The 21,492-nt window shown below is 65.4% G+C and carries 24 protein-coding genes; 7 read left to right on the top strand and 17 right to left on the bottom strand.

Annotation, left to right across the window (positions count from 1 at the left end):
- Positions 1-10: 10 nt before the first annotated feature.
- Genes WS57_RS03020 through WS57_RS03005 form a run of 4 tightly spaced genes read right to left on the bottom strand, consistent with a single transcriptional unit; the run spans position 11 to position 4,608 of the window.
- On the bottom strand, positions 11-952 hold the full coding sequence (locus WS57_RS03020) for an acetaldehyde dehydrogenase (acetylating) (protein ID WP_069243728.1): 942 nt from the start codon (positions 950-952) through the stop codon (positions 11-13).
- A gap of 13 nt (positions 953-965) precedes the next feature.
- The gene (gene mhpD / locus WS57_RS03015; protein WP_069244329.1) at positions 966-1,769 is read right to left on the bottom strand and encodes a 2-keto-4-pentenoate hydratase; all 804 of its coding nucleotides are present in this window, start codon (positions 1,767-1,769) and stop codon (positions 966-968) included.
- A gap of 20 nt (positions 1,770-1,789) precedes the next feature.
- On the bottom strand, positions 1,790-2,749 hold the full coding sequence (locus WS57_RS03010; RefSeq protein WP_059513192.1) for a 3-carboxyethylcatechol 2,3-dioxygenase: 960 nt from the start codon (positions 2,747-2,749) through the stop codon (positions 1,790-1,792).
- Positions 2,750-2,751: 2 nt separating this feature from the next.
- Positions 2,752-4,608: a bifunctional 3-(3-hydroxy-phenyl)propionate/3-hydroxycinnamic acid hydroxylase gene (locus tag WS57_RS03005; protein WP_009687617.1), complete on the bottom strand. Its 1,857-nt coding sequence runs from the start codon at positions 4,606-4,608 to the stop codon at positions 2,752-2,754.
- Positions 4,609-4,800: 192 nt separating this feature from the next.
- Between WS57_RS03005 and WS57_RS03000 the strand changes: the two genes are divergently transcribed.
- Positions 4,801-5,592, top strand: coding sequence for a DNA-binding transcriptional regulator (locus tag WS57_RS03000; RefSeq protein ID WP_059513190.1), 792 nt, complete (start codon positions 4,801-4,803; stop codon positions 5,590-5,592).
- A 20-nt stretch (positions 5,593-5,612) separates the two neighbouring features.
- Here WS57_RS03000 and WS57_RS02995 read toward each other — a convergent pair whose 3' ends face one another.
- Positions 5,613-6,497 (bottom strand): LysR family transcriptional regulator, encoded by an 885-nt coding sequence (locus WS57_RS02995; protein ID WP_059513188.1) that lies wholly within the window; start codon positions 6,495-6,497, stop codon positions 5,613-5,615.
- A 78-nt stretch (positions 6,498-6,575) separates the two neighbouring features.
- Here WS57_RS02995 and WS57_RS02990 point away from each other — a divergent pair, with 78 nt between their 5' ends.
- Positions 6,576-7,877 carry an aspartate aminotransferase family protein gene (locus WS57_RS02990; RefSeq protein ID WP_009687614.1) on the top strand — a complete coding sequence of 434 codons (1,302 nt, stop codon included), beginning with the start codon at positions 6,576-6,578 and terminating at the stop codon, positions 7,875-7,877.
- A gap of 79 nt (positions 7,878-7,956) precedes the next feature.
- On the opposite strand, the gene WS57_RS02985 is transcribed toward WS57_RS02990, so the two are convergent.
- A complete protein-coding gene (locus tag WS57_RS02985; protein ID WP_069243727.1) occupies positions 7,957-8,706 on the bottom strand; it encodes an SDR family oxidoreductase in 750 nt (249 codons plus the stop codon).
- Between the two features lie 45 nt (positions 8,707-8,751).
- Between WS57_RS02985 and WS57_RS02980 the strand changes: the two genes are divergently transcribed.
- From WS57_RS02980 to WS57_RS02970, 3 genes are all read left to right on the top strand, one after another.
- On the top strand, positions 8,752-9,729 hold the full coding sequence (locus tag WS57_RS02980) for an AraC family transcriptional regulator (RefSeq protein WP_069243726.1): 978 nt from the start codon (positions 8,752-8,754) through the stop codon (positions 9,727-9,729).
- A gap of 70 nt (positions 9,730-9,799) precedes the next feature.
- A complete protein-coding gene (locus WS57_RS02975) occupies positions 9,800-10,657 on the top strand; it encodes an AraC family transcriptional regulator (RefSeq protein ID WP_069243725.1) in 858 nt (285 codons plus the stop codon).
- A gap of 44 nt (positions 10,658-10,701) precedes the next feature.
- Positions 10,702-11,109, top strand: coding sequence for a DUF2000 domain-containing protein (locus tag WS57_RS02970; RefSeq protein WP_059513182.1), 408 nt, complete (start codon positions 10,702-10,704; stop codon positions 11,107-11,109).
- A gap of 29 nt (positions 11,110-11,138) precedes the next feature.
- Here WS57_RS02970 and WS57_RS02965 read toward each other — a convergent pair whose 3' ends face one another.
- From WS57_RS02965 to WS57_RS02930, 8 genes are all read right to left on the bottom strand, one after another.
- On the bottom strand, positions 11,139-11,489 hold the full coding sequence (locus WS57_RS02965) for a VOC family protein (protein WP_009687608.1): 351 nt from the start codon (positions 11,487-11,489) through the stop codon (positions 11,139-11,141).
- Between the two features lie 85 nt (positions 11,490-11,574).
- The gene (locus WS57_RS02960) at positions 11,575-12,021 is read right to left on the bottom strand and encodes a hypothetical protein (RefSeq protein ID WP_059479744.1); all 447 of its coding nucleotides are present in this window, start codon (positions 12,019-12,021) and stop codon (positions 11,575-11,577) included.
- Positions 11,993-12,544: a nucleotidyltransferase domain-containing protein gene (locus WS57_RS02955; protein WP_230973879.1), complete on the bottom strand. Its 552-nt coding sequence runs from the start codon at positions 12,542-12,544 to the stop codon at positions 11,993-11,995. Before WS57_RS02955 ends, WS57_RS02960 begins: the two co-directional genes overlap by 29 nt.
- Before the next feature lie 279 nt (positions 12,545-12,823).
- The gene (locus WS57_RS02950; RefSeq protein ID WP_040131158.1) at positions 12,824-13,525 is read right to left on the bottom strand and encodes an ABC transporter ATP-binding protein; all 702 of its coding nucleotides are present in this window, start codon (positions 13,523-13,525) and stop codon (positions 12,824-12,826) included.
- On the bottom strand, positions 13,525-14,298 hold the full coding sequence (gene livG / locus WS57_RS02945; protein ID WP_059513180.1) for a high-affinity branched-chain amino acid ABC transporter ATP-binding protein LivG: 774 nt from the start codon (positions 14,296-14,298) through the stop codon (positions 13,525-13,527). The genes WS57_RS02950 and livG overlap by 1 nt, the downstream gene beginning before the upstream one ends.
- On the bottom strand, positions 14,295-15,566 hold the full coding sequence (locus tag WS57_RS02940) for a high-affinity branched-chain amino acid ABC transporter permease LivM (protein WP_040131156.1): 1,272 nt from the start codon (positions 15,564-15,566) through the stop codon (positions 14,295-14,297). The genes livG and WS57_RS02940 overlap by 4 nt, the downstream gene beginning before the upstream one ends.
- 11 nt (positions 15,567-15,577) lie before the next feature.
- Entirely contained in the window at positions 15,578-16,504 is a 927-nt protein-coding gene (gene livH / locus WS57_RS02935) for a high-affinity branched-chain amino acid ABC transporter permease LivH (protein WP_009687599.1), read from the bottom strand.
- Positions 16,505-16,687: 183 nt separating this feature from the next.
- The gene (locus WS57_RS02930) at positions 16,688-17,806 is read right to left on the bottom strand and encodes a branched-chain amino acid ABC transporter substrate-binding protein (protein WP_009687598.1); all 1,119 of its coding nucleotides are present in this window, start codon (positions 17,804-17,806) and stop codon (positions 16,688-16,690) included.
- An 819-nt stretch (positions 17,807-18,625) separates the two neighbouring features.
- Here WS57_RS02930 and WS57_RS02925 point away from each other — a divergent pair.
- Positions 18,626-19,252, top strand: coding sequence for a hypothetical protein (locus tag WS57_RS02925; RefSeq protein ID WP_069243724.1), 627 nt, complete (start codon positions 18,626-18,628; stop codon positions 19,250-19,252).
- 45 nt (positions 19,253-19,297) lie between these two features.
- Here WS57_RS02925 and WS57_RS02920 read toward each other — a convergent pair whose 3' ends face one another.
- Positions 19,298-19,519: a SymE family type I addiction module toxin gene (locus WS57_RS02920; protein ID WP_059513176.1), complete on the bottom strand. Its 222-nt coding sequence runs from the start codon at positions 19,517-19,519 to the stop codon at positions 19,298-19,300.
- A gap of 432 nt (positions 19,520-19,951) precedes the next feature.
- Between WS57_RS02920 and WS57_RS02915 the strand changes: the two genes are divergently transcribed.
- Positions 19,952-20,548, top strand: coding sequence for a hypothetical protein (locus WS57_RS02915; protein ID WP_167361715.1), 597 nt, complete (start codon positions 19,952-19,954; stop codon positions 20,546-20,548).
- Positions 20,549-20,566: 18 nt separating this feature from the next.
- Here the strand turns inward: WS57_RS02915 and WS57_RS02910 are convergent, their stop codons facing one another.
- Both WS57_RS02910 and WS57_RS02905 read right to left on the bottom strand, forming a co-directional pair.
- Complete coding sequence (locus tag WS57_RS02910; protein ID WP_009687595.1) at positions 20,567-21,010, bottom strand: GNAT family N-acetyltransferase; 444 nt, start codon at positions 21,008-21,010, stop codon at positions 20,567-20,569.
- 55 nt (positions 21,011-21,065) lie between these two features.
- Entirely contained in the window at positions 21,066-21,452 is a 387-nt protein-coding gene (locus WS57_RS02905; protein ID WP_009687594.1) for a hypothetical protein, read from the bottom strand.
- Between the last annotated feature and the right edge of the window lie 40 nt (positions 21,453-21,492).

Genomic DNA, 21,492 nt, shown 5'->3' with positions numbered 1-21,492 from the left:
CGGATGCTCCTTACGCGCTCACGCGCGCCTGCGCCATGCGTTCGGCGGTCGCGAGCGCGGCGGAAGTCATGATGTCGAGATTGCCCGCGTACGCAGGCAGGTAGTGCGCGGCGCCTTCGACTTCGACGAACACCGACGTCTTCAGCCCGCTGAAGCGGCCCAGGCCCGGGATATGGAGCGGCGCATGCGCCGGAATCTCGTCGAACTGCACCTTCTGCTTCAGCCGATAGCCGGGCACGTACGCGTGCACCTTCGCGACGGTGTCCTCGATCGACGCCTCGATCGCGTCGCGGGACGCGAGCGCGGACAGCGTATAGACGGTGTCGCGCATCATCAGCGGCGGCTCGGCCGGGTTCAGCACGATGATCGCCTTGCCCTTCGCCGCGCCGCCGACCGCCTCGATCGCCTTCGACGTCGTCTCGGTGAATTCGTCGATGTTCGCGCGCGTGCCGGGGCCGGCCGACCTGCTGCTGATCGACGCGACGATTTCCGCGTAGTGCACGGGCGCGACGCGCGACACGGCTGCGACGATTGGAATCGTCGCCTGGCCGCCGCAGGTGACCATGTTTACGTTCGGCGCGTCGATGTGCGCGTCGAGATTGACGACCGGCACGCAGTACGGGCCGATCGCGGCCGGCGTCAGGTCGATCATCCGGATCGACGGCCGGAGCGCGCGCAGCAGCGCGTCGTTGCGCACGTGCGCGCCGGCGGAGGTTGCGTCGAACACGAAGTCGATCCGGTCGAACACCGGCAGGCGCGTGAGCCCTTCGACGCCTTCGTGCGTGGTCGCGATGCCGAGCCGCGCGGCGCGCGCGAGACCGTCCGAGTTCGCGTCGATGCCGACCATCGCCGCCATTTCCAGATGCCTGCCATGACGGAGGATCTTGATCATCAGGTCCGTGCCGATGTTGCCGGAGCCGATGATCGCCACCTTGAGTTTTTCGGAAGCCATGCGAATGCCTCGGTTAAGCCGTAAAAGTTGCCCGGACGCTGCCGAGCCCGTCGATCTGCGCGACATGGGTGCCGGCTTCGCGCACCGCGACCATCGGGCCGAGCGCGCCCGTCAGCACCACGTCGCCCGCGCGCAGCGGCGTGCCGAGCTGCGCCATCCGGTCGGCCAGCCACACGGCCGCGTTCAGCGGATTGCCGAGGCATGCGGCGCCGCTGCCTTCGGACAGCACCTCGCCGTCGCGCGAGAGCGTCATCGCGCAGGCCGTCAGGTCGAGTTGCGACAGCGGCACCGGCCGGCTGCCGAGCACGAAGCGCGCGCTCGACGCGTTGTCGGCGACCGTGTCGACGAAGCGGATGTTCCAGTTCTCGATGCGGCTGTCGACGACCTCGATCGCGGCGAGCGCATAGGCGCTCGCACGCAGGATGTCGGCGAAGGTGTGCCTGTCGTGCATGAGATCGCGCTCGAGCACCAGCGCGATCTCGGCCTCGACCTTCGGCTGGATCAGCGTCGACAGCGGGATCGGCTCGCTGTCGCCGTACGCCATCGACGCGAACAGCGCGCCGAAGTCGGGCTGGTCGACGCCCAGCTGCTGCTGCACCGCGCGCGACGTGAGGCCGATCTTGCGGCCGACGACGCGCTCGCCGGCGGCGACGCGCGCGTCGACGTTGGCCTGCTGTACTGCGTAGGCGGTGTTTACGTCGTCGAGCGCGATGCCGCCCGCAGCGGGCTCGCCGCGCACGGGCGCGATCGTGCTGCGCGACGCCTCGGCTTCGCGCAGTCGCGCCGCCAGTGCCGTCACAAGGTTCGAATCGGACATCCAGGTCTCCTGAAGTTCGGTCACGCCGCCGCCGCGACGGCAGTCGACGGCGTGGCATGCATGGTGGCGAAGCCGGCGATCCACTCGGGGATCGCACGGTAGTAGTCGAGCGACGCGCGATACGGGCCATACGCGGCGAGCGCGCCGAACGCGGCCACCCACGTGCGGATCTCGTGCGCGGACTTGCCGCCGTCGCGCGTGATCGCGTCGTTGGTCACGCCGTCCAGCGCGGCCAGCTCGCCGGACTCGAGCTGCGCGAGAAACGCGCGATCCCATTCGGGATTCAGCGGGTGCAGCGGGCTGTCGCCGGCGGCAAACGAACGGGCGGCGGCGACCGTGCGCGCCTGGCGCGCCGCGCGCGATTCGGCCGACGGATTGCGCCCGGCGATCAGCCGCTCCGCCACTTCGGGCGTCGCGCCGATCAGTTCCGGCACCGGCGGCTCGTGCGAGATGCCGCCCGAGCCGACCACCAGCACGCGCTGGCCGGTGCGCGCGAAATGCCGGCCGATCGCGTCGCCGAGCAGGCGCGCGCGGCGCAGCGTCGCCATCGGCGGCGCAACCGAGTTGATGAACACCGGAATCACCGGATAACGATCGAGGCCGCCGGTCAGCACTTCGAGCGCCTGTGCGCAGCCGTGGTCGACCTGCATCCGGTACGACAGCGCGACATCGACGTCGGCAGCCAGCACGCTTTCCGCCAGCGCGTGCGCGAGTTCGGCCGGCACCGGCAGCGCGCCGGCCAGGCTCGCGAAGTCGCCGATCGCGTCGGCACGCGCGCCGATGCAGAACGGCGGCATCATGTCGTAGAAGAAACCGTTGAAGTGATCGGGCGCGAACGCGACGATCAGGTCGGGCCGGAAACGCTCGACGCGTTCGCGCGCGGCCCGTCCGATCCGCTCGACTTCGGCGACCACGCCGGGCACCGGATCGAAGTAGCCGTGCAGCGGCGTATGGGAAAGACATTCGAGATGAATCGGCATACTCATGCTCCTGCCGTTTGCGCGACGACGAGGCGATCGCACGCCGGGCGTTGTGACGAAGACGAAACGTCGCCGTGCTCGTGCTGCGCGTCATCGGTGACGCCGAGCTTGACCGCGAGCTCGACGATGGCCGCGGACACCTGCTGCGGCGTGCACACGCCCGCGACGAAACGATCGGGACGCAGCAGCACGACCGACTCCGGCAGGCGGCTGAACCAGTCCTTCAGCCGGCCCGTGGCATCGCCGATCGCGAGCACGTCGGCGGGGACGTCGTCGGTGTAGGCAAGCTGCGCGTCCGGCTTCGCGATCGCGAAGCGGCCGCCGATCCGTGCCCACAGCGCGCGCGCCTGCGGCGTCATGCCGAAGGTCGGGTCGGCACCCCAGCCGAGTACGACGAAGCCGTTGCCGATCGCGTCGTCGAGCAGCACGGTGCGGCCATCGGCCAGCCGCACGCGCGGCTGGATGAACATGCGCCCGACCGGCGACGCCGCGAACGGATCGCGGCCGTATGCGAGCCGGCCGAGCAGCGAGTCGCGCTTTTCGCTCATCAGGCCGAGCAGCCGGCCCGGCGCGGAATTGCCCGATCGTTCGAGCACGCGCGCAAGCCAGCCGTGCCGCGGCGCGTACGCCGGCAGCAACACCGCGCCCGCTTCGTAACGCGGCATCGGCTTGAAGCGCATCTCGACGAAATAGCGCTTGACCGCCGGAAACAGGTTCAGCGCACGCACGAACGTGTCGCGAAAGCGCGCGCCGAAACGCGTGGTCGGCGCGAAGATGTCGCCCGCCACCTCGGAAAGATGGATCATCGAGCGCGCATGCGCGCGGCGCTCGACGGTATAGGTGTCGAGCAGGCGGCTATCGGCCAGCCCCTTCGCGACCATCGCGAGCTTCCAGCCGAGATTGTTCGCGTCGCGGATCCCGCTGTTGTAGCCCTGCCCCTGCCACACCGGCATGATGTGCGCGGCGTCGCCCGCGAGCAGTACGCGGCCGACATGGAACGTCGACGCGAGGCGCGCGTTGTGCGTATAGACGCGCTTGCGGATGTAGTCGACCGCGTCCGGATCCGCGACCACCTTGCGAATCAGCGCGGCCATGTTTTCGGGTTTCGACAGTTCCTCCTCGGTCTCGCCGGGCATCACCATGAACTCGAAGCGGCGAATCCCGTGCGGCAGCGCCGCCGACACGTACGGCCGTTCGTGGTCGCAATGCAGATAGATATGCGGCGAACCGATCGGATCGTTGCGCACGTCCACGACGATCCACTGGTTCGGCTTCGTGCGTCCTTCGAACGGCACGTTCAGCACGCGGCGCACGAAGCTGTTGCCGCCGTCCGCGCCGACCATGTATGCGGCGCGCACGGTTCGGCGTTCGCCAGCCGCATCGTCCACGTCGATGCTGACGCCGTCGGCGTCCTGCGCGAACGATGCGACGCTGTGCCCGAACAGCACCTGAACCTGCGGAAAACGCGCGAGGCCTTCGTGGAGCACGCGATCCGCGAGCGGCTGGATGAACGCATTGCGGCGCGGCCAGCCGAATTCGTCGGTGCGCGGCTCGATCGATGCAAAGCAGCGGCCGTCCTTCGTCACGAAGCGCATCCAGTGATCGGGCGTCGTATGCGGCACGAGTGCGTCGGCCAGGCCGATCGACTGGAACACGCGCAATGCTTCGTCATCCAGACCAATCGCGCGAGGATAGTCGATGATCCGTTCGAGCTTCTCGATCAGCGTGACACGCACGCCCTGAAGGCCCAGAATGTTGGCGATCATCAGGCCGACCGGGCCAGCGCCGATGATCGCGACGTCGGTGGAAAGCGCACCGCGCGGCTCGCGCTGCGCGGCTGGACTGGATGCGGGGTTCATGTGTCTCCTTCCTCGCGCGACTCGGCGGTCGCTGCGTATGCCGATGGATTCCGGCCGGACGTTTCGCGGGTTCCGTGTCGCGTCGTGTCGGCGGCGGGATGGAGGCAAGTCTAGGGAGCGGCAAATCCGCGCTCAACAATTTCAGCCAAATGTGCACGGGATGCACGCCGTTGATTTGAAAGACATTTTTAGATGAGCAAGTACGCAAATGTTCGAGGGTTGTCGCGCGGCCTGCTGGTGCTGCAGGCGCTCAACGCGCTGGAAAACGGTCGCGCGACGAGCCAGCAGTTGAGCGACGCAACGGGGCTTCACCGCACGACCGTGCGTCGGCTGCTGGAGACGCTGATCGACAGCGGGTTCGTGCGGCGCAGCGATTCCGACGACACGTTTCGCCTGACGCTGCGCGTGCGCACGCTCAGCGAAGGGTTCACCGACGACGAGCACATCGCCACCGTCGCGCCGCCGATCATGGCCGGGCTGCTGCAGCGCATCGTGTGGCCGTCGGACCTGACGACGCCGGACGGCGATTCGATGATCATCCGCGAGACGACGCATCGCTTCAGCCCGTTGTCGTTTCATCGTTCGATGGTCGGGCGCCGGTTGCCGATGCTGTTGACCGCATCGGGGCGCATCTACTTCGCGTCGTGCCAGGACGCGGAGCGCGAGGATATTCTCGACCTGCTGCGCGCCGGCGCCGGCGGCGAACAACAACAGCGGCTCGCGTCGGACAGCGCGTTCATCCGCAACCTGGTGCGGCAAACGCGTGCCGACGGCTTCGGCTCGAATCACGGCGACTGGGCCGACCAGCGCAAGATCGGTTCGCTCGCCGTGGCGATCGGCGCGCACGGGCGCGTGATCGCGGCGCTGAACGTGATCTACCTCGAACAGGCGATCACGCCGGCGGACGCGGTGCGCCGCTTCCTGCCGGAGTTGCAGCGCGCAGCGCAGGAGATGGTGAGCGCGCTTGAAACGTCAGGGGATTAGCCGGACGCCGCGCACTCCATTCACAGCAACGGCAACGCCTGCCGGATATGCTCGGCGAACGCCGCGGTCAGATGCGACGGCCGCTTGCGATCGAACTTCAGCGTGATCCCGACCGCCGGCAGCGGCGGCAGCCCCGGATCGCCGTCGAGGATCGCGAGATCGGGCGGCACGGCCGTCTGCGTGAGCACGGCGAACGCTTGCCCCGACCGCACCAGCGCGGTCAGGCCGGCGAGACTGCTGCTCGCATACGCGATCCGGTAGTCCCGGTTCGCGCGCTGCAACGCTTCGCATGCCGCGACATGATCGAGCGTATCGGGATCGGACAGCGCGAGCGGCAGCGGATCGAAATGCGTGGACACGAGCCCCGGATAACCGACCCACACCAATTGCTCGCGGCGAATGACATCGTCGCTGGCCGCATCGTCCGGCAGCGAAATCATCGCGAGATCGATCGCCCGCTTCTCCAGTCGTTCGAGCAGCCGCGGCGTCGGACCGCACACGACTTCGACGAGCGCCTGCGGATGCTGGCTCGAAAACCGCCGCAGCAGCGAAGGCAGGAACACGGCCGCGTAATCGTCCGGACACCCGAACCGGATGCTGCCCGACAAGCCCTTGCCGCACAGATCGGCCATCGCCTCGTCGTGCAGCCGCAGAATGCGCTGCGCGTGCACCAGCAGCCGCTCGCCGGGGTTCGTCAACACGACGCCGCGCCCGGTGCGCTGGAACAGCGGCTGGTCGACGATGGCTTCGAGCCGCCGCATCTGCTGGCTCAGCGCGGACTGCGTGCGGCCGATGCGCGAGGCCGCGCGGCTGAGCGCGCGGGCGTCGGCGATGACGACGAACGAGCGCAGCAGGTCGATGTCGAGCGAAAGTCCCAAGATATCAGCTCCTTTTCTACCTTGCATAAGAACTATTCGTTTCCATCAAACCAGACGCGCGCCTAGACTGCAAGCCATGCCTGTCCACCTGCCGGGAGCTGCACGATGTCCCTGAACGACGACGCAACCTTCTGGCGCAACGCCAGACAGCATCTGATCCGCTACGGCGGCACCTTCGAGCCGATGATCGTCGAACGCGCGCAGGGCAGTTTCGTCTACGACGCCGACGGCCGCGCGATCCTCGATTTCACGTCCGGGCAGATGAGCGCGGTGCTCGGGCACTGCCATCCGGAGATCGCGTCGGTGATCGGCGAATACGCGGGCCGGCTCGATCACCTGTTCAGCGGCATGCTGTCGCGGCCGGTGGTCGACCTCGCGACTCGCCTCGCCAGCCTCACGCCGGACGGCCTCGACCGCGCGCTGCTGCTCAGCACCGGCGCGGAGTCGAACGAAGCGGCAATCCGGATGGCGAAGCTCGTCACCGGCAAGTACGAGATCGTCGGCTTCGCGCAGTCGTGGCACGGGATGACGGGCGCGGCCGCATCGGCCACGTACAGCGCCGGGCGCAAGGGTGTCGGCCCCGCGTCGGTCGGCTCGTTCGCGATTCCCGCACCGTTCACGTACCGGCCGCGCTTCGAGCGCAACGGCACGTACGACTATCTCGCCGAACTCGACTATGCGTTCGACCTGATCGATCGCCAGTCGAGCGGCAGCCTCGCCGCGTTCATCGCGGAGCCGATCCTCAGTTCGGGCGGCATCATCGAACTGCCGCCCGGCTACATGGCCGCGCTCAAGCGCAAGTGCGAGGAACGCGGGATGCTGCTGATCCTCGACGAGGCGCAGACCGGCATCGGACGCACCGGCGCGATGTTCGCGTGCCAGCACGACGGCGTGACGCCCGACATCCTGACGCTGTCGAAGACGCTCGGCGCCGGGCTGCCGCTCGCGGCCGTCGTGACGTCCGCGGAGATCGAGGAACGCGCGCACGAACTCGGCTACCTGTTCTATACGACGCACGTGTCCGATCCGCTGCCTGCGGCGGTCGGCCTGCGCGTGCTCGACGTCGTGCAGCGCGACGGGCTCGTCGCCCGCGCTCACGCGATGGGCGACCGGCTCAGGCGCGGGCTGCTCGACCTGATGGAGCGCTTCGACTGCATCGGCGACGTGCGCGGACGCGGATTGCTGCTCGGCGTCGAGATCGTCAAGGATCGCCGCACCAGGGAGCCGGCGGACGGGCTCGGCGCAAAGATCACGCGCGAATGCATGAAGCTCGGCCTCAGCATGAACATCGTGCAGCTGCCCGGCATGGGCGGCGTGTTCCGCATCGCGCCGCCGCTGACCGTCAGCGAAGCGGAAATCGATCTCGGGCTGTCGCTGCTCGGACAGGCGATCGAACGCGCGCTGTAACCTCGCGACGTGCGGCCATGCAAGCGCCCCGTCGCACCGGCCTGCATGACCGGCGCGACAGATTCGGATCACTAACCGGTCAGTGCGCTTCGGCCGCCCACGCGACGGCATCGGCGCCGGCCGGAATGCGCATCGGGCACGACGGATCGGTCGCCGCGCGCCACACGGCCTCGGCGACGTCCTGCGCGTGCGTGATCGGCCCGGATTCGTCAAGCAGGCCCGCCAGGACCTTCCCCGCAAACTCCGCATAAGCCTCGTGCTCGAAGCCGTGCATGTGCGCCCGCGCGTTGTCGGCGAAACGCGTGTCGGGCGCGCGGCCCGGCAGCACGAGATGCGCGCGCACGCCGAACGGTTCGAGTTCGAGCGCCATCGATTCGGTATATGCATTGACCGCCGCCTTGCTCGCGCGATACGCGCTGAGCAGCGGCAATGCCTTCAGCGTGACGCTCGACGTGACGTTCACGACGACGCCGGCCGCGCGCCGGCGAAACTGCGGCAGCACCGCTTCCGTGACCGCGATCGTGCCGATCGTGTTGGTGTCGAACAGCGCGCGCACCGTGTCGAGCGGCATCAGCTCGGCGGGCGCGGCCGCGCCGATCCCGGCATTGTTGACGAGCACGTCGAGCGGGCCGGCGGCCTCGATCGCCGCGCGAATGCTGTCCGGTTTCGTCACGTCGAGCGGCAGCACGCGCAGGTTCGGCGAGACCGGCAGCACGTCGTTGCGCGGCGTGCGCATCGTCGCGACGACCTGCCAGTCGCGGGCGACGAAATAACGGGCGATCTCGAGGCCGAATCCGGAGGAACAGCCGGTAATCAATACGGTCTTCATGCGATTTCACTCCTGTGACGGGTTGGGCATGTGTCCGTACGATAGATGGCCGGATCCGTATTCTCTACAATCAGAAATCCGATTTTCTTTTGCGAGAGTCCGGCGATGATCGATCCGCTGGCCGAAGTCGTCACGCTGCTGCAGCCCAGCACGCGGTACGCGAAGCTCGTTCACGGCGCGAGCCCGTGGTCCATCAGCCGGACGGTGGCCGGCGAGCCGTTCTATTGCGCGGTGCTCGACGGTGGGTGCCGGGTTGCGATCGACGGGCATCCGCCGCTCGAACTGCTGGCCGGCGATTTCGTGCTGATTCCGGCCGCCTACGGCGTCGCGATGTCCAGTCTCGACGCTCCGCCGCCGGGGGTCGAAACCGCCGCGCCGGTCGCGCTCGACAACGGCGAATACCGAATCGGCGACGCGGGCAACGCGGTCGACATGCGGATGATGGCCGGCAACTGCAGCTTCAGTTCGCCCGATTCGGCACTGCTGGTGTCGCTGCTGCCGCAATACGTGCACGTACGCGGCGAGCCGCGCCTGACCACGCTCGTGCAGCTGGTGCGGGACGAAGCGCGCACCCAGCGGCCCGCGCGGGAACTGGTGCTGTCGCGCCTGGTGGAAGTGCTGCTGATCGAGGCGCTACGCTTGTCGGCGAGCACGGATGCGTCGCCCGGTCTCGTGCGCGGGCTTGCCGACAGCCGTCTCGCCGCCGCGATCCGCGAGATGCACGCACGCCCCGCGCATCCGTGGACGGTCGTCGAGCTTGCGAAGGAAGCGGCGCTGTCCCGTTCGACCTTCTTCGAACGCTTCAGCCGCGCGGTCGGCGTCGCGCCGATGGAATATCTGCTGACGTGGCGCATGGCGCTCGCGAAAAACCTGCTCCGCCGCAACGAAGCGCGCATCGCCGAAATCGCGGCGCACGTCGGCTACAGTTCGGCGAGCACGTTCAGCGTCGCGTTCACGCGGCACGTCGGCAAGCCGCCGGCGCAATACTCGCGTGACGAACGAGGCGCGACGCCCGGCGAATGAGCGCAGCGCATGCGGGCGGCGCGCGACCTGCGTACACTGGCGAACAGGCAACGACGGGAACGAAACAGCGATGACGACTGCGACGGAAAACGCCGGCGAATCCGACCACTGGCTCGTCGCGCAACGCGATCCGGAAACCGGCATCGAAAGCCTGCGCGCGCATTTCAGCGGGCACGCATACGATCCGCACGATCACGACGACATGCTGGTCGGCTATACCGAACAAGGCGTGCAGCGTTTCCAGTGCCACCGCTCGCTGCATACGAGCGTGCCGGGACGCGCGATCCTGATCGAGCCGGGCGCGCTGCACGACGGCCATGCGCCCGAAGCGGGCGGCTTTACCTACGCGATGCTGTACCTGCCGCAAGCATGGGTCGAGCACGCGGCACAGCGGCTGAATCTGCCCGGCCTGAGCGGCGTCGAGGCGACGTTCGGTCACACGCTCGTCGACGATCGCAGCCTCGTCGATGCGATTCGTCAGGCATTTCTCGCGCTTCACGGCAACGAAGGCAAGCTCGCGCGCGACCAGACACTCGACCGCCTGTTGACGCGACTCGGCGGCGAACTGGGCAATCCGTCTGCCACGGGCGAACGCGTGGTGCCGCCCGCGATTCTGCGCGTGCGCGACCTGCTGCACGCCCACATGGACGGCAATCTCGGCCTCGACGAACTCGCCGCGCAGACCGGCATCGACCGCTTCCGGCTGACGCGGCTGTTCCAGCGCGCGTTCGGCACATCGCCGCATGCGTATCTGGTGCGTCTGCGGCTGCGCGCCGCGCGTCGTCTGCTGGCGGCCGGCCGCACGCCCGCGCAGGCGGCTGCGGACGTCGGCTTCGCCGACCAGAGCCATCTGGGCCGCTGGTTTCGCCGCGCGTACCGGATCACGCCGGCCGCGTATCGTCGGATCTGCACAAACGTTCCAGACTGATCGCGCGCGCCGTCCGATCATCAGCGGCTCAACAAGGAGTCGTTATGTTCGATACCAAAGTGGCACTGATCGTGCGCGACGATCTCGCGGCCTGGCAGAAACTCAACGTGGTCGCATTTCTGGCGACGGGCGTCGCGGCAGAAGCGCCCGAAGCGCTCGGCGAGCCTTACGAGGATGCGGCCGGGCGCCGGTATGGCCGCATGCTCGGCCAGCCGATGCTGGTGTTCGCGGCCGATCTGAACGGACTGCAGGCCGCACACCGGCAGGCGCTGTCGCGCGAACTGACGATCGTGCCCTACGTGCGCGCGATGTTTTCGACCGGCCACGACGCGGCCAACCGCGCAGTGTTTCGCGCGGAGGATGCGGAGAATCTCGATCTGGTCGGCCTGGCGCTGCACGGCCCGAAGAAGGCCGTCGACAAGGCGGTGAAGGGGCTCGCATTGCATGCGTGAAGCCGGCGTGGCCGACGCGTAGTCGGCGGTCAGCGATGCGCGAGCACGTTGACGAGCTTGCCGAACGGATCGCGCACGTAAAAGCGCCGCACGCCCCACGGCTCGTCGGCCGGGCCGTATTCGACGGCAATGCCGGCCGCCCGGACCCGTGCAAGCGCTTCATCGACATCGTCGACCTCGATCGACAGATCGGGCGTCGGCGTGCCCGATCCGCCCTGCGATGCGAAGCTGATCTGCACGTCCATCCGTTCGGCATTGCCGTAGGTCGCGATCCAGCCGTGATCCATCAGCAGGTCGAGGCCGAACAGGTCGCGATAGAAGCGCTTTGCGTCGTCGACCGACTGCGTGTCGATATTGGCGACGATTCGTTTGACTTTCATCGGTTGCCTCCGCAACGCGTATTGCGCGATTCATCTCGAATCGTCATCGAGTCCTCGAAGCAGACGGGATTCGGCAACGCAACGGCTATCGCGCGTGCGGCCACTCGGGTTTGTTTGCAACCAGCCACGCCTTCACGTCGGCCATCAGCGCCGCCGCACTATCGAAGCACTCGCCAACCGCAGACATAGGCACGACGTCTCCCGAATAATCGGATAGATTGCGCTGCTTGCGCAGCGCATCGAGCACGATCATGCGATCGACCGGCAAACCGATCGTCTGCGACAGCGTCTGGATCGCCGTTTGATGATGACCGGGCCGGCTTGTCAATGGACGAAAACCGTTCGCGTGCAATGCCAACATCGCGAGTTGCATGATGGCCTTGTACGCTGCATCAAAACGGTTTTCGTTGCTCAGTCCAGCGAGTCGCGCGTCGGTGAGGTTCCGCTCGGCGGCAGCCAACAGTCGCGTCACCTGCTCCCGGTCCGGTTCGATCGCTTCAAGGCTAATGCCGAGCAAGTTCTGCAAGGTCATCTTCGGTACCGATCAAAAATATCTTGGGTTTTCCAAGCACGTCCCGCAAAAAAGCATCCTTCCCCTCGACGCCTTGACGAAACTCGTCGCGTGACAGCACCTTGGGATTAATGTCCCGCCGCAGCGTCGCCTGCATGTCGTAAAGCAGCCGGACCACGGCTGCGAAACCGACGGTGCCGATCACCATCACGTCGATATCGCTATCCGCCGTCTCCTCACCGCGCGCGACCGACCCAAACACGAACGCCACGTCAATTTGTCCGGCGCATGGCCTCAATGCATCGGTCAATACATCGCCGATGCCCGAAGTCTTTCGCATGATCGCAGCCAGTTCCTCGTAGACCGGACAGCTTCGATTGGCGCGATAGAGCACCTGATTTCCTTGCCGCTCCCGGCTCAAGATGCCGGCTTCGGCCAGTTTGCTCAACTCCTTGTGCAATGTTCCCGGCGCCGTATCCGTCAACCGGGCGATTTCGCGCACGTGCAGCGCCTCGTCAGGCCGCAACAGCAGCAGGCCCAACACGCGGCGCCGATAGTCACTAAAGAGGGTGGAGGCAATAGATCGTAGCATGATGGGCTACGATTGTAGCCTAACTGGCTACAAGGTATAGGCTGCGATATGAGGCGTCTTCGAATTACGGCACTCCCTATGTAGCCGATTCGACTACATTCGAAGCCAAACCGGCTACATGCGCCAGACCGACAAAGCGGGCACCGCTCCCGCATGCCGGTCAAGCGATTCGGTCCGTGCCCCGGCCGTCTCCGTCATCGACCCGGCCTGCCGGATCGATGACGTGTCCGATCAACCGCCCAGATAAGCCTGCTTGATCCGGTCATTCGCGAGCAAATTCGCGCCCGTATCGGCCAGCACCACGCGCCCCGTTTCGAGCACGTAGCCGCGATCGGCCACGCCCAGCGCCTTGTTCGCGTTCTGCTCGACCAGGAACACCGTGACGCCCTCGTCGCGAATCGTCCGGATGATGTCGAAGATCTGCGCGATCACGAGCGGCGCAAGACCGAGCGTCGGCTCGTCGAGCAGCAGCAGGCGCGGCTTGCTCATCAGCGCACGGCCGATCGCCAGCATCTGCTGCTCGCCGCCCGACATCGTGCCCGCACGCTGCGCCGCGCGTTCCTTCAAGCGCGGAAACAGCCTGAACACGTGCTCGATCCCGTCGTCGATCTCGTGACGGCTCGCGAAAAAGCCGCCCATCTTCAGGTTCTCGACCACCGTCAGGCTCGGAAACACGCGCCGCCCTTCCGGCGAAATCGCCATCCCCTTGCGCATGATCTGGTGCGTCGACATCGCGGTGATGTCGTTGCCCTCGAACAGCACGCGGCCCGACGATGCGCGCGGCGTGCCGCACACCGTCATCATCAGCGTCGTCTTGCCGGCGCCGTTGCTGCCGATCAGCGTGACGATCTCGCCTTTGTTCACCTCGATCGACACGCCCGCGAGCGCCTCGACCGCGCCGTAGTGCGTATGGACCTGTTCCAGCTTCAGCATCACTCTTCCCCCAGATACGCCTTGATCACGCGCGGATCGTTGCGGACCGCGTCCGGCGTGCCGATCACGATCGGCCGGCCGTGCTCCATCACGAGGATGCGGTCCGACACGCCCATCACGAGGCTCATGTCGTGTTCGATCAGCAGCACCGACACGCCGAACTCGCGGCGCAGCCGGTCGATCAGGTGCTGCAGCTCGATCTTCTCCTGCGGGTTGAGACCGGCCGCCGGCTCGTCCAGCATCAGGAGACGCGGCTCGGTGATCATGCAGCGCGCGATTTCCAGGCGCCGCTGGTGCCCGTACGACAGCGTGCCGGCAGGTCGATTCGCGACCGACTTCAGCCCCATTCGGTCGAGCCAGACGGCCGCGCGCTCGAGCGCTTCCTTCTCGGCGTGACGATACGCGGGCGTCGCGAACAGGCCGTGCAGCAGCCCCGACTTCACCTTGCGGTGCTGTGCGACGAGCAGGTTCTCGACGACGGTCAGCGACTTGAACAGGCGAATGTTCTGGAACGTGCGCACCAGCCCCTTCAGCGCGATCTTGTGGCTCGGCAGCCCCGCGATCGGGTGGCCTTCGAGCACGACGTCGCCGCCGGTCGGCTTGTAGAAACCGCCGACGCAGTTGAACACCGTGGTCTTGCCCGCGCCGTTCGGCCCGATGATCGCGAACACCTCGTCGCGGCGCACGTCGAAATCGATGCCGTCCACCGCGAGCAACCCGCCGAAGCGCATCTGCAGCCCGGCGACCTTCAACAGTTCTGCTTGTGCGCTCATTGCGGCAGCTCCACGTGAGGACGGCTCGCGGGCAACAGGCCCTGCGGACGCCACATCATCATCAACACCATCACCAGACCGAAGATCAGCATCCGGTACTCGGCGAAACCGCGCGCGACTTCCGGCAGCACGGTCAGCAGGATCGCCGCGAGGATCACGCCGAGCTGCGAGCCCATCCCGCCGAGCACGACGATCGCGAGAATCAGCGCCGATTCGATGAAGGTGAACGACTCCGGATTCACGAGGCCCTGCCGCGCCGCGAAGAACGCGCCGCCGATGCCGGCGAACGCCGCGCCGAGCGTGAACGCCGACAGCTTGATACGCGTCGGGTTCAGGCCCAGCGAACGGCATGCGATCTCGTCGTCGCGCAGCGCTTCCCATGCACGGCCCATCGGCATGCGGATCAGGCGGCTCGTGACGAACAGCGTGAAGCACACGAGCACGAGCGCGAGCAGGTACAGGAAGATCACGACGTGGTCGCCGCTGTATTCGAGGCCGATCAGTTCGTGGAAGGTCTTCGCGCCGTCGACGCTTGCGCTGCGCGCCATCTCGTAGCCGAACACGGTCGGCTTCGGAATCCCCGAGATGCCGTCCGGGCCGCCCGTGAGGCTCGTCAGGTTGTTGGCGAGCAGGCGGATGATTTCGCCGAAGCCGAGCGTGACGATCGCCAGATAGTCGCCGCGCAGGCGCAGCACCGGGAAGCCGAGCAGGAAGCCGAACGTCGCCGACGCGATCGCCGCGAGCGGCAGGCACTCCCAGAACGTGAGCCCGAAATACTGGTTCAGCATCGCATACGTATAGCCGCCGACCGCGTAGAACCCGACATAGCCGAGATCGAGCAGGCCCGCGAAGCCGACGACGATGTTCAGCCCGAGGCCGAGGATCACGTAGATCAGCGCGAGCGTCGCGACGTCCACCGCGCCGCGCGAACCGAAGAACGGCCACACGAGCCCGACCGCGAGCAGCACCCAGATGATCGTGCGCTGCTGCTGCGCGCCCATCGCGGGCATCGCCGGCAGCTGCACCGCGGATTTCGCGCGCATCAGCCACGGCTTGAACAGCTGGAACAGGAACACGGCCGCGACCGCGATCCACACCGGGCGCCAGTGGCGCTCGAGCACGACCTGATAGCCGTCGAGCTTCAGTTGCAGGCCCAGCACGGGCACCGTGAGGATCGCCGTCAGGATCGCGGCGGCCACGGCATTCTTCAGCGCCTGGCCGAACGACGCATCGGCGACCGGGCGGCGTACGGAAATGACTTGACTCATCTGCGTCTCCGTCAAACCTTTTCGATGTCCGACTTGCCGAGCAGGCCGGTCGGGCGGAACAGCAGGATCAGCACGAGCAGGCCGAACGCGACGACGTCCTTGTACTCGGCCGGCATGTAGCCTGCGGCGAAGGTTTCGGCAAGGCCGAGCAGCACGCCGCCGAGCATCGCGCCCGGAATGCTGCCGATCCCGCCGAGCACCGCGGCGGTGAACGCCTTGATGCCCGCGACGAAGCCGATATACGGATTCAGCTTGCCGATCGTCAGCCCGATCAGCACGCCGCCGACGGCCGCCAGCATCGCGCCGAGCACGAACGTGAAGGAGATCACGCGGTTCGTGTCGATGCCGAGCAGGTTCGCCATCTTCATGTCCTCGGCGCACGCGCGGCACGCGCGGCCCATCCGCGAATGTGAGATGAACAGCGTGAGCGCGATCATCAGCACGATCGTCACGCAGACGATCAGCAGGCGCGCATACGGAACCGTCACGTCGAAGTCGCCGCCGAGATGGATGTCGAATGCGCCGGAGATCAGCACGGGCACCGACACGTCGCGCGCGCCCTGGCCGATCTGCACGTAGTTCTGCAGGAAGATCGACATGCCGATCGCGGAGATCAGCGGCACGAGGCGCGGGCCGCCGCGCAGCGGCCGGTACGCGACGCGCTCGACCGCGAAGCCGTACAGGCCGGTGACGATCACCGACACGATCAGCGCCGCGCCGAGCACGAGCGGCAGCGGATAGCCGGCGGACACGCCGATCGCGGTGAGTGTGACGAGGCCCACGTACGCGCCGATCATGTAGATCTCGCCGTGGGCGAAGTTGATCATGCCGATGATGCCGTAGACCATCGAATAGCCGATGGCGATCAGCGCATAGATCGCGCCCAGCGTCAGGCCGTTGACCAGTTGCTGGGCGAATTGAGGAAAGAAGTCAGTCATGTGCGGGAAGCTCCCGTTGGCGCTGTGTCGCATGCCGTCGCCGGATCACGGCGTTCGGCCGCGCGCAACGCACGGTGTCGTCTCGGGCCGCCCGCCGGCCGCGCAATGGGCAGATGCGCGACCAATACGCACCCGCCCCGTCCGGGTCTCGGACAGGGCGGGTGCGCGGGCGGGTACTCCGTCTTACTTGGCGGCGGTCTTCGTCGCGTCCTTGTGCCACGTGTAGACGACGAACTTGAACGCCTTCAGGTCGCCCTGTGCGTCATACGCGACCTTGCCGATCGGCGTGTCGAACGTCGTCTTGTGCATGTACGCGGCGACCTTCGTCGGGTCGGTCGTCTTCGCTCCCGCGATCGAGTCGGCGATGATCTTCACCGCGGCGTACGCCGGCATCTGGAACGGACCGTTCGGATCGCGCTTCTTGTCCGCGAACGCCTTCACGAGCGCCGCGTTGGCCGGATCGGCAGAGAAGTCGGCCGGCAGCGTGACCAGCATGCCTTCCGACGCCGGGCCGGCGATCGCCGTCACGTCCTTGTTGCCGACGCCTTCAGGCCCCATGAAGGTTGCCTTCACGCCCTGCTCGCGCGCCTGGCGCATCAGCAGGCCCATTTCCGGGTGGTAGCCGCCGAAGTAGACGAAATCGACGCCTTGCGACTTCAGCTTGGTGATGATCGCCGAGTAGTCCGAATCGCCGGCGTTGATGCCTTCGAACAGCACGACCGGGATCTTCGCGGCTTCGAGGTCCTTCTTCACCGACGACGCGATGCCCTGGCCGTACGACTGCTTGTCGTGCAGGACCGCGACCTTCTTCGGCTTCACGTGGTTGATGATGTACTGCGCGGCGGCCGGGCCTTGCTGGTCGTCACGGCCGATCGTGCGGAAGATGAAGTGGCGCTTCTTGCCTTCGGTCAGCTGCGGCGCGGTGGCCGACGGCGTGACCATCACGATGCCTTCGTTCTCGTAGATGTCGGATGCCGGGATCGTCGAACCCGAGCACACGTGGCCGATCACGTACTTGATCTTCTGGCTGACGATCTTGTTGGCGACGGCGACGGCCTGCTTCGGTTCGCATGCGTCGTCCATCATCACCACTTCGAACTTGTTGCCGCCCGCACCGCCTGCCGCGTTGATCTGTTCGATCGCGGTCAGCGCGCCGGCTTTCACCATGTCGCCGTACTGCGCGACCGAGCCGCTCATCGGGCCGGCGATGGCGATCTTCACGGTTTCCGCTTGCGCGGCAGCGGCGCCGGCGGCGAACAGCACGGCGGCGACGGAAATGGACGTAAGACGGGACAGCGTCATCAGGAGCTCCTCGATGTTGTTAGTCATACGGGCAAAGGCGGCATGACTTGCGCAATCGAACAGCACCCGGGGCGAGAACATGGGACACGCCCGAGACACTCGAAGACGGACCTGCGGATGAATGATGCGTGCGGGGCCCGGCTCTTGCAGTCCCCGAAAGGGGACGTCTGGTTCGGAAAGACATCGTGATGCGTCTTGCATTGCGCAAGCGTTTCGCCTGCCCCGCTTGCCAACTCGCTGGATCGGAGGGATGGTCCGACAGCCGTTGGCAAGGCAGTCGAAATTATATGGTCGTTTTTAATTCATCTGTCAAAAATGCCGGGCGTCTGAGGGAAAACACGGAGACTTTTTGACGCGGCGGGTGGCGCTCCGGGCGCAACTTTGCGGGAGCGATAACGTTTGCCTTGAGTGCAATCGGGTTGCGACGAGCTGGGGCGGATCGGCTCAACGCCTTGCTGGGCGGGGGATCCGGCGGTTCTTTGATGGCGTTTCGTGGGTTTGCGGTCTATAGAGGGACCGATCGCCGTAAATCAATCAACTGATGATTTGGCGAGCCGGCACCACGGTGGGGCACTGCCGTGAGGTGCACTCTCTTTCTGCTTACCGACACTCACGACTATATGGAAAGCTAGTTGTTATTTTTATGAAATAATACGAATCCGTTTCTGCAATCCAGCCAGCCCTCCTCCGGTTCGCCTCTACCGCGCTTCGAAGTCGCTTCGGAGTCGCGTCAGGGCCGCTTCGACGACCTTCCGTCGCCCAGCCGCCAGCCAGTGATCTGCCGTCTTTCCCTCGCATGTCACCTGCTTCGGATCACACATGAATCACCGTTTCCGTTTTCCTTCCGCCGCCGTTGCCGCCGTTGTTTGTGCGTTTTCTCTTTCCGTTTCTGCAGTCGATGCGTCGGCGCGCGATACGTTGGACGCACGCTCGGGCGGCGCCAATGTTTTTCGTGCGGCGCGTCTTGGCGTCGCTCAGGACGATGGGCATCCCGCACGCGCGCCTCGTCGCGAACGGTACGCTGCGCCCGCCGAACGCAGCCCGTTCGATATGCCGGATACGCGGCCGCTGAGCGTGTCGGGCGATACGCTTGCGCCGCAACCCTCACCGGATCCGCGCGAACACGATCCGGCATGGCCGGCGAATCGCGTCGCGCTGGGTGCCGGCGGCAGCGATAGCCTCGGTCGGGCATTGCCCGCGCCTGAACAGCGCGCGCAGAACTGGAACGAGTATCTGCGGGCCAATGGGTCGCACGCGGCTGGTCGCGGCGGCACGTATGCGCCGACGCGCCCCTTCGATGCGGCGCGCGGCGCGGCGCCGAATCCGTTCGATCCGTCGGTGTCGCAACCGGAGACGCGGACGTTCTACGACAACGGCGCAGGATCGCATTGCACCGCCACGGGCGGTGCGGGGACGTCGCGGTCGTCGTGCAATATTGCGTGGTGATGTTTGATGCTCGCCAGCGATGCGCGGTGCGGTGCCGGGGTTCGGTCACATCGCCGTGAGGATCAGTCTGCCCGGCTCGACCGTTATCCGCGCCTTTCGGCCCGGGATGAATCCCGCGTCGTTGATCAGCCACATTCCGCCGATTCTCAACCACGGGTAGAACGTTTCCGGCTTCCTGCCCCAGGCCTTCGGAATACCCCAGGACTCCTGGATCGTCACGTAACGTTCCGTGATCGGGGGACGTGATTTATCATTTGCCTTAGCCATGGCAACTCCTGCTTAGTTGACTTTGGTTAGCGGGTCGTGAGTGTTCCTAGCACTTGCGGCCCGCGCTCGTTTACTGCGGTGCTTTGATGATTTGGATTCCTCCTTCGTTGCGGCGGTTGGATTCGGGATCAGCAATATACGCGTGAACAACGTCTATTAGATCATTGTTGACGCGCGATGTTTTCGGCTTGAGTGCTTGTTAGCCGTTAGGTATAGGTTCCGGTTGAGCAGTGATTGAAATCGCTGTGTTTTCTGATGGCAAAAAGGGAAACTGCTCTGGGAAGTCGAACGGTGATCCGCGTCGGGACGATATCGCTGAAATTCACTATTCGAAACAGTTCGAATGAATCGATATCGGTCCTGTGTGCATGCTTGGGCGGACATGGTGCTTTTCCGGTCCATATCTTCGAATACAGCCAGGACTTTTCTCGCATGAAACCATCTCGCTTCCTAGTTTCGGCTCTGCTCTCATGCGCATTGCAAAGTGCGTTCGCGCAGACGTGCCCGATGCCCGACGACGTGCTCGGGCATTCGATGGACGATGCGAAGCGCGCCATGTCGAAGGCCATAGGTACGAATTGGTTTTCCAATGACGTCGGATGCACTGATGTCTACGTCAATTTGATGTCCGACTGGGAACACGGTGATTGCAAAATTCCGGGGAGCAGTTCGGCGGCGAGGATCTCGGTTTGGGGGAATGACGGGTCCGGGACTGTGGTCGGGATGTTCTATTTGTTGCGAACCAGGATGCCCGAGTCGGATGTAAAGCGGCTTTTCTCGCGTGGAGAGCTAAAGCGGGTTGATGACTATCCGATGCCGCTGAGGAGTTTGTTTCCCGTTCCGTCGAATGACGCCGTATTTGTGTCGGCGGATGAGGAACGCGTGCTTCGGATCGGTTCGGAGCCGGGAAATGCCGATACGCAGGTTGTTCAACTGTACGATCTGCGTGCGGTTCGAAAGGAAATTGCTTCGTTGCGGGTGTGTGCGCGGGAAACTCGGACACTGCGGCGTGATAGTGCTCAACCGTAGTCGTGGAGGCGAAAATGGTCAGTCGAGATGTGGCTGGCGTTCGTAGTAGATGTCCCACTCCGCTTCGTCGGTTCGCACGAAGCCGTGCCGCTGGTAGAAGCCGTTCGCGTCGCTGTCGCGTAAAGCTCCCACGCGGATCGGCATACGCCGCGCGTCAGCACGCTTGAAGACTTCCTGTAAAACGGCCGCACCAATGCCTTTGCCCTGGTATTCGGGCAAGACATAAAGATGGTCGAGAAGCCAGTAGTCATCCAGTGGACGCACCATGACGAGACCTACTCGAACACCATCGACCTCGATGAACCGGCACAGTGCGGCATCGAATGACGCCAGGAAGCGTTCTCGTGCACGCTGCGGATCGAAGCGACCGATGCGCGACAGACTCTCCCGCATGGCGGCAATACGAATATCGACGAGGATGTCGGCATCGGATGGTGACGTAATCTGCAGAACTGGTTTCATGGGCGCTGGACTGTCAGGAAAGGCTGCTACGCAAGCCATTTGACTGTTGATCTGCTCAAAGACTCAGCTCGAGCACTTCACCATTTTCGGCGGCCAGCGAAAGAAAGGCACGGGTCGCTGCCAAGTGCGAGACCAGAGTCGCTCGAGGTGTTTCAAGAACGTAGACCTCCCCATGCGGCGTCCATCTGTATACGAAGCTGATGACCTCGTCTTCCCGTTCCTCAAGTTCGCAAATTTGACATGCAAGCTCATCTGCGATTTTTCTGAGTGTCGCGGGCCCGGCTACTTCCTCTTCGAACTGATCGAACATTGTTCCGAGCAAGGCGTTCGTCCTTTGCCAAAATTTTGAAACGAACAACCATTCCGAAGCGATCCCGTCCAGGACAAAAACAGGCGCTTCGATATCACCGGCGATGAAGAAGCGGGAGGGCCTGGCGTTCATAGGCGATCGTATGAATGGACTGTCGATGTCAGATTGTCGG

This window comes from Burkholderia pseudomultivorans (assembly GCF_001718415.1).
In the GTDB taxonomy this organism is placed as follows: domain Bacteria; phylum Pseudomonadota; class Gammaproteobacteria; order Burkholderiales; family Burkholderiaceae; genus Burkholderia; species Burkholderia pseudomultivorans_A.
Note: the sequence above shows the minus strand (reverse complement) of the source record. Positions and strands in the feature narration are given on the sequence as shown.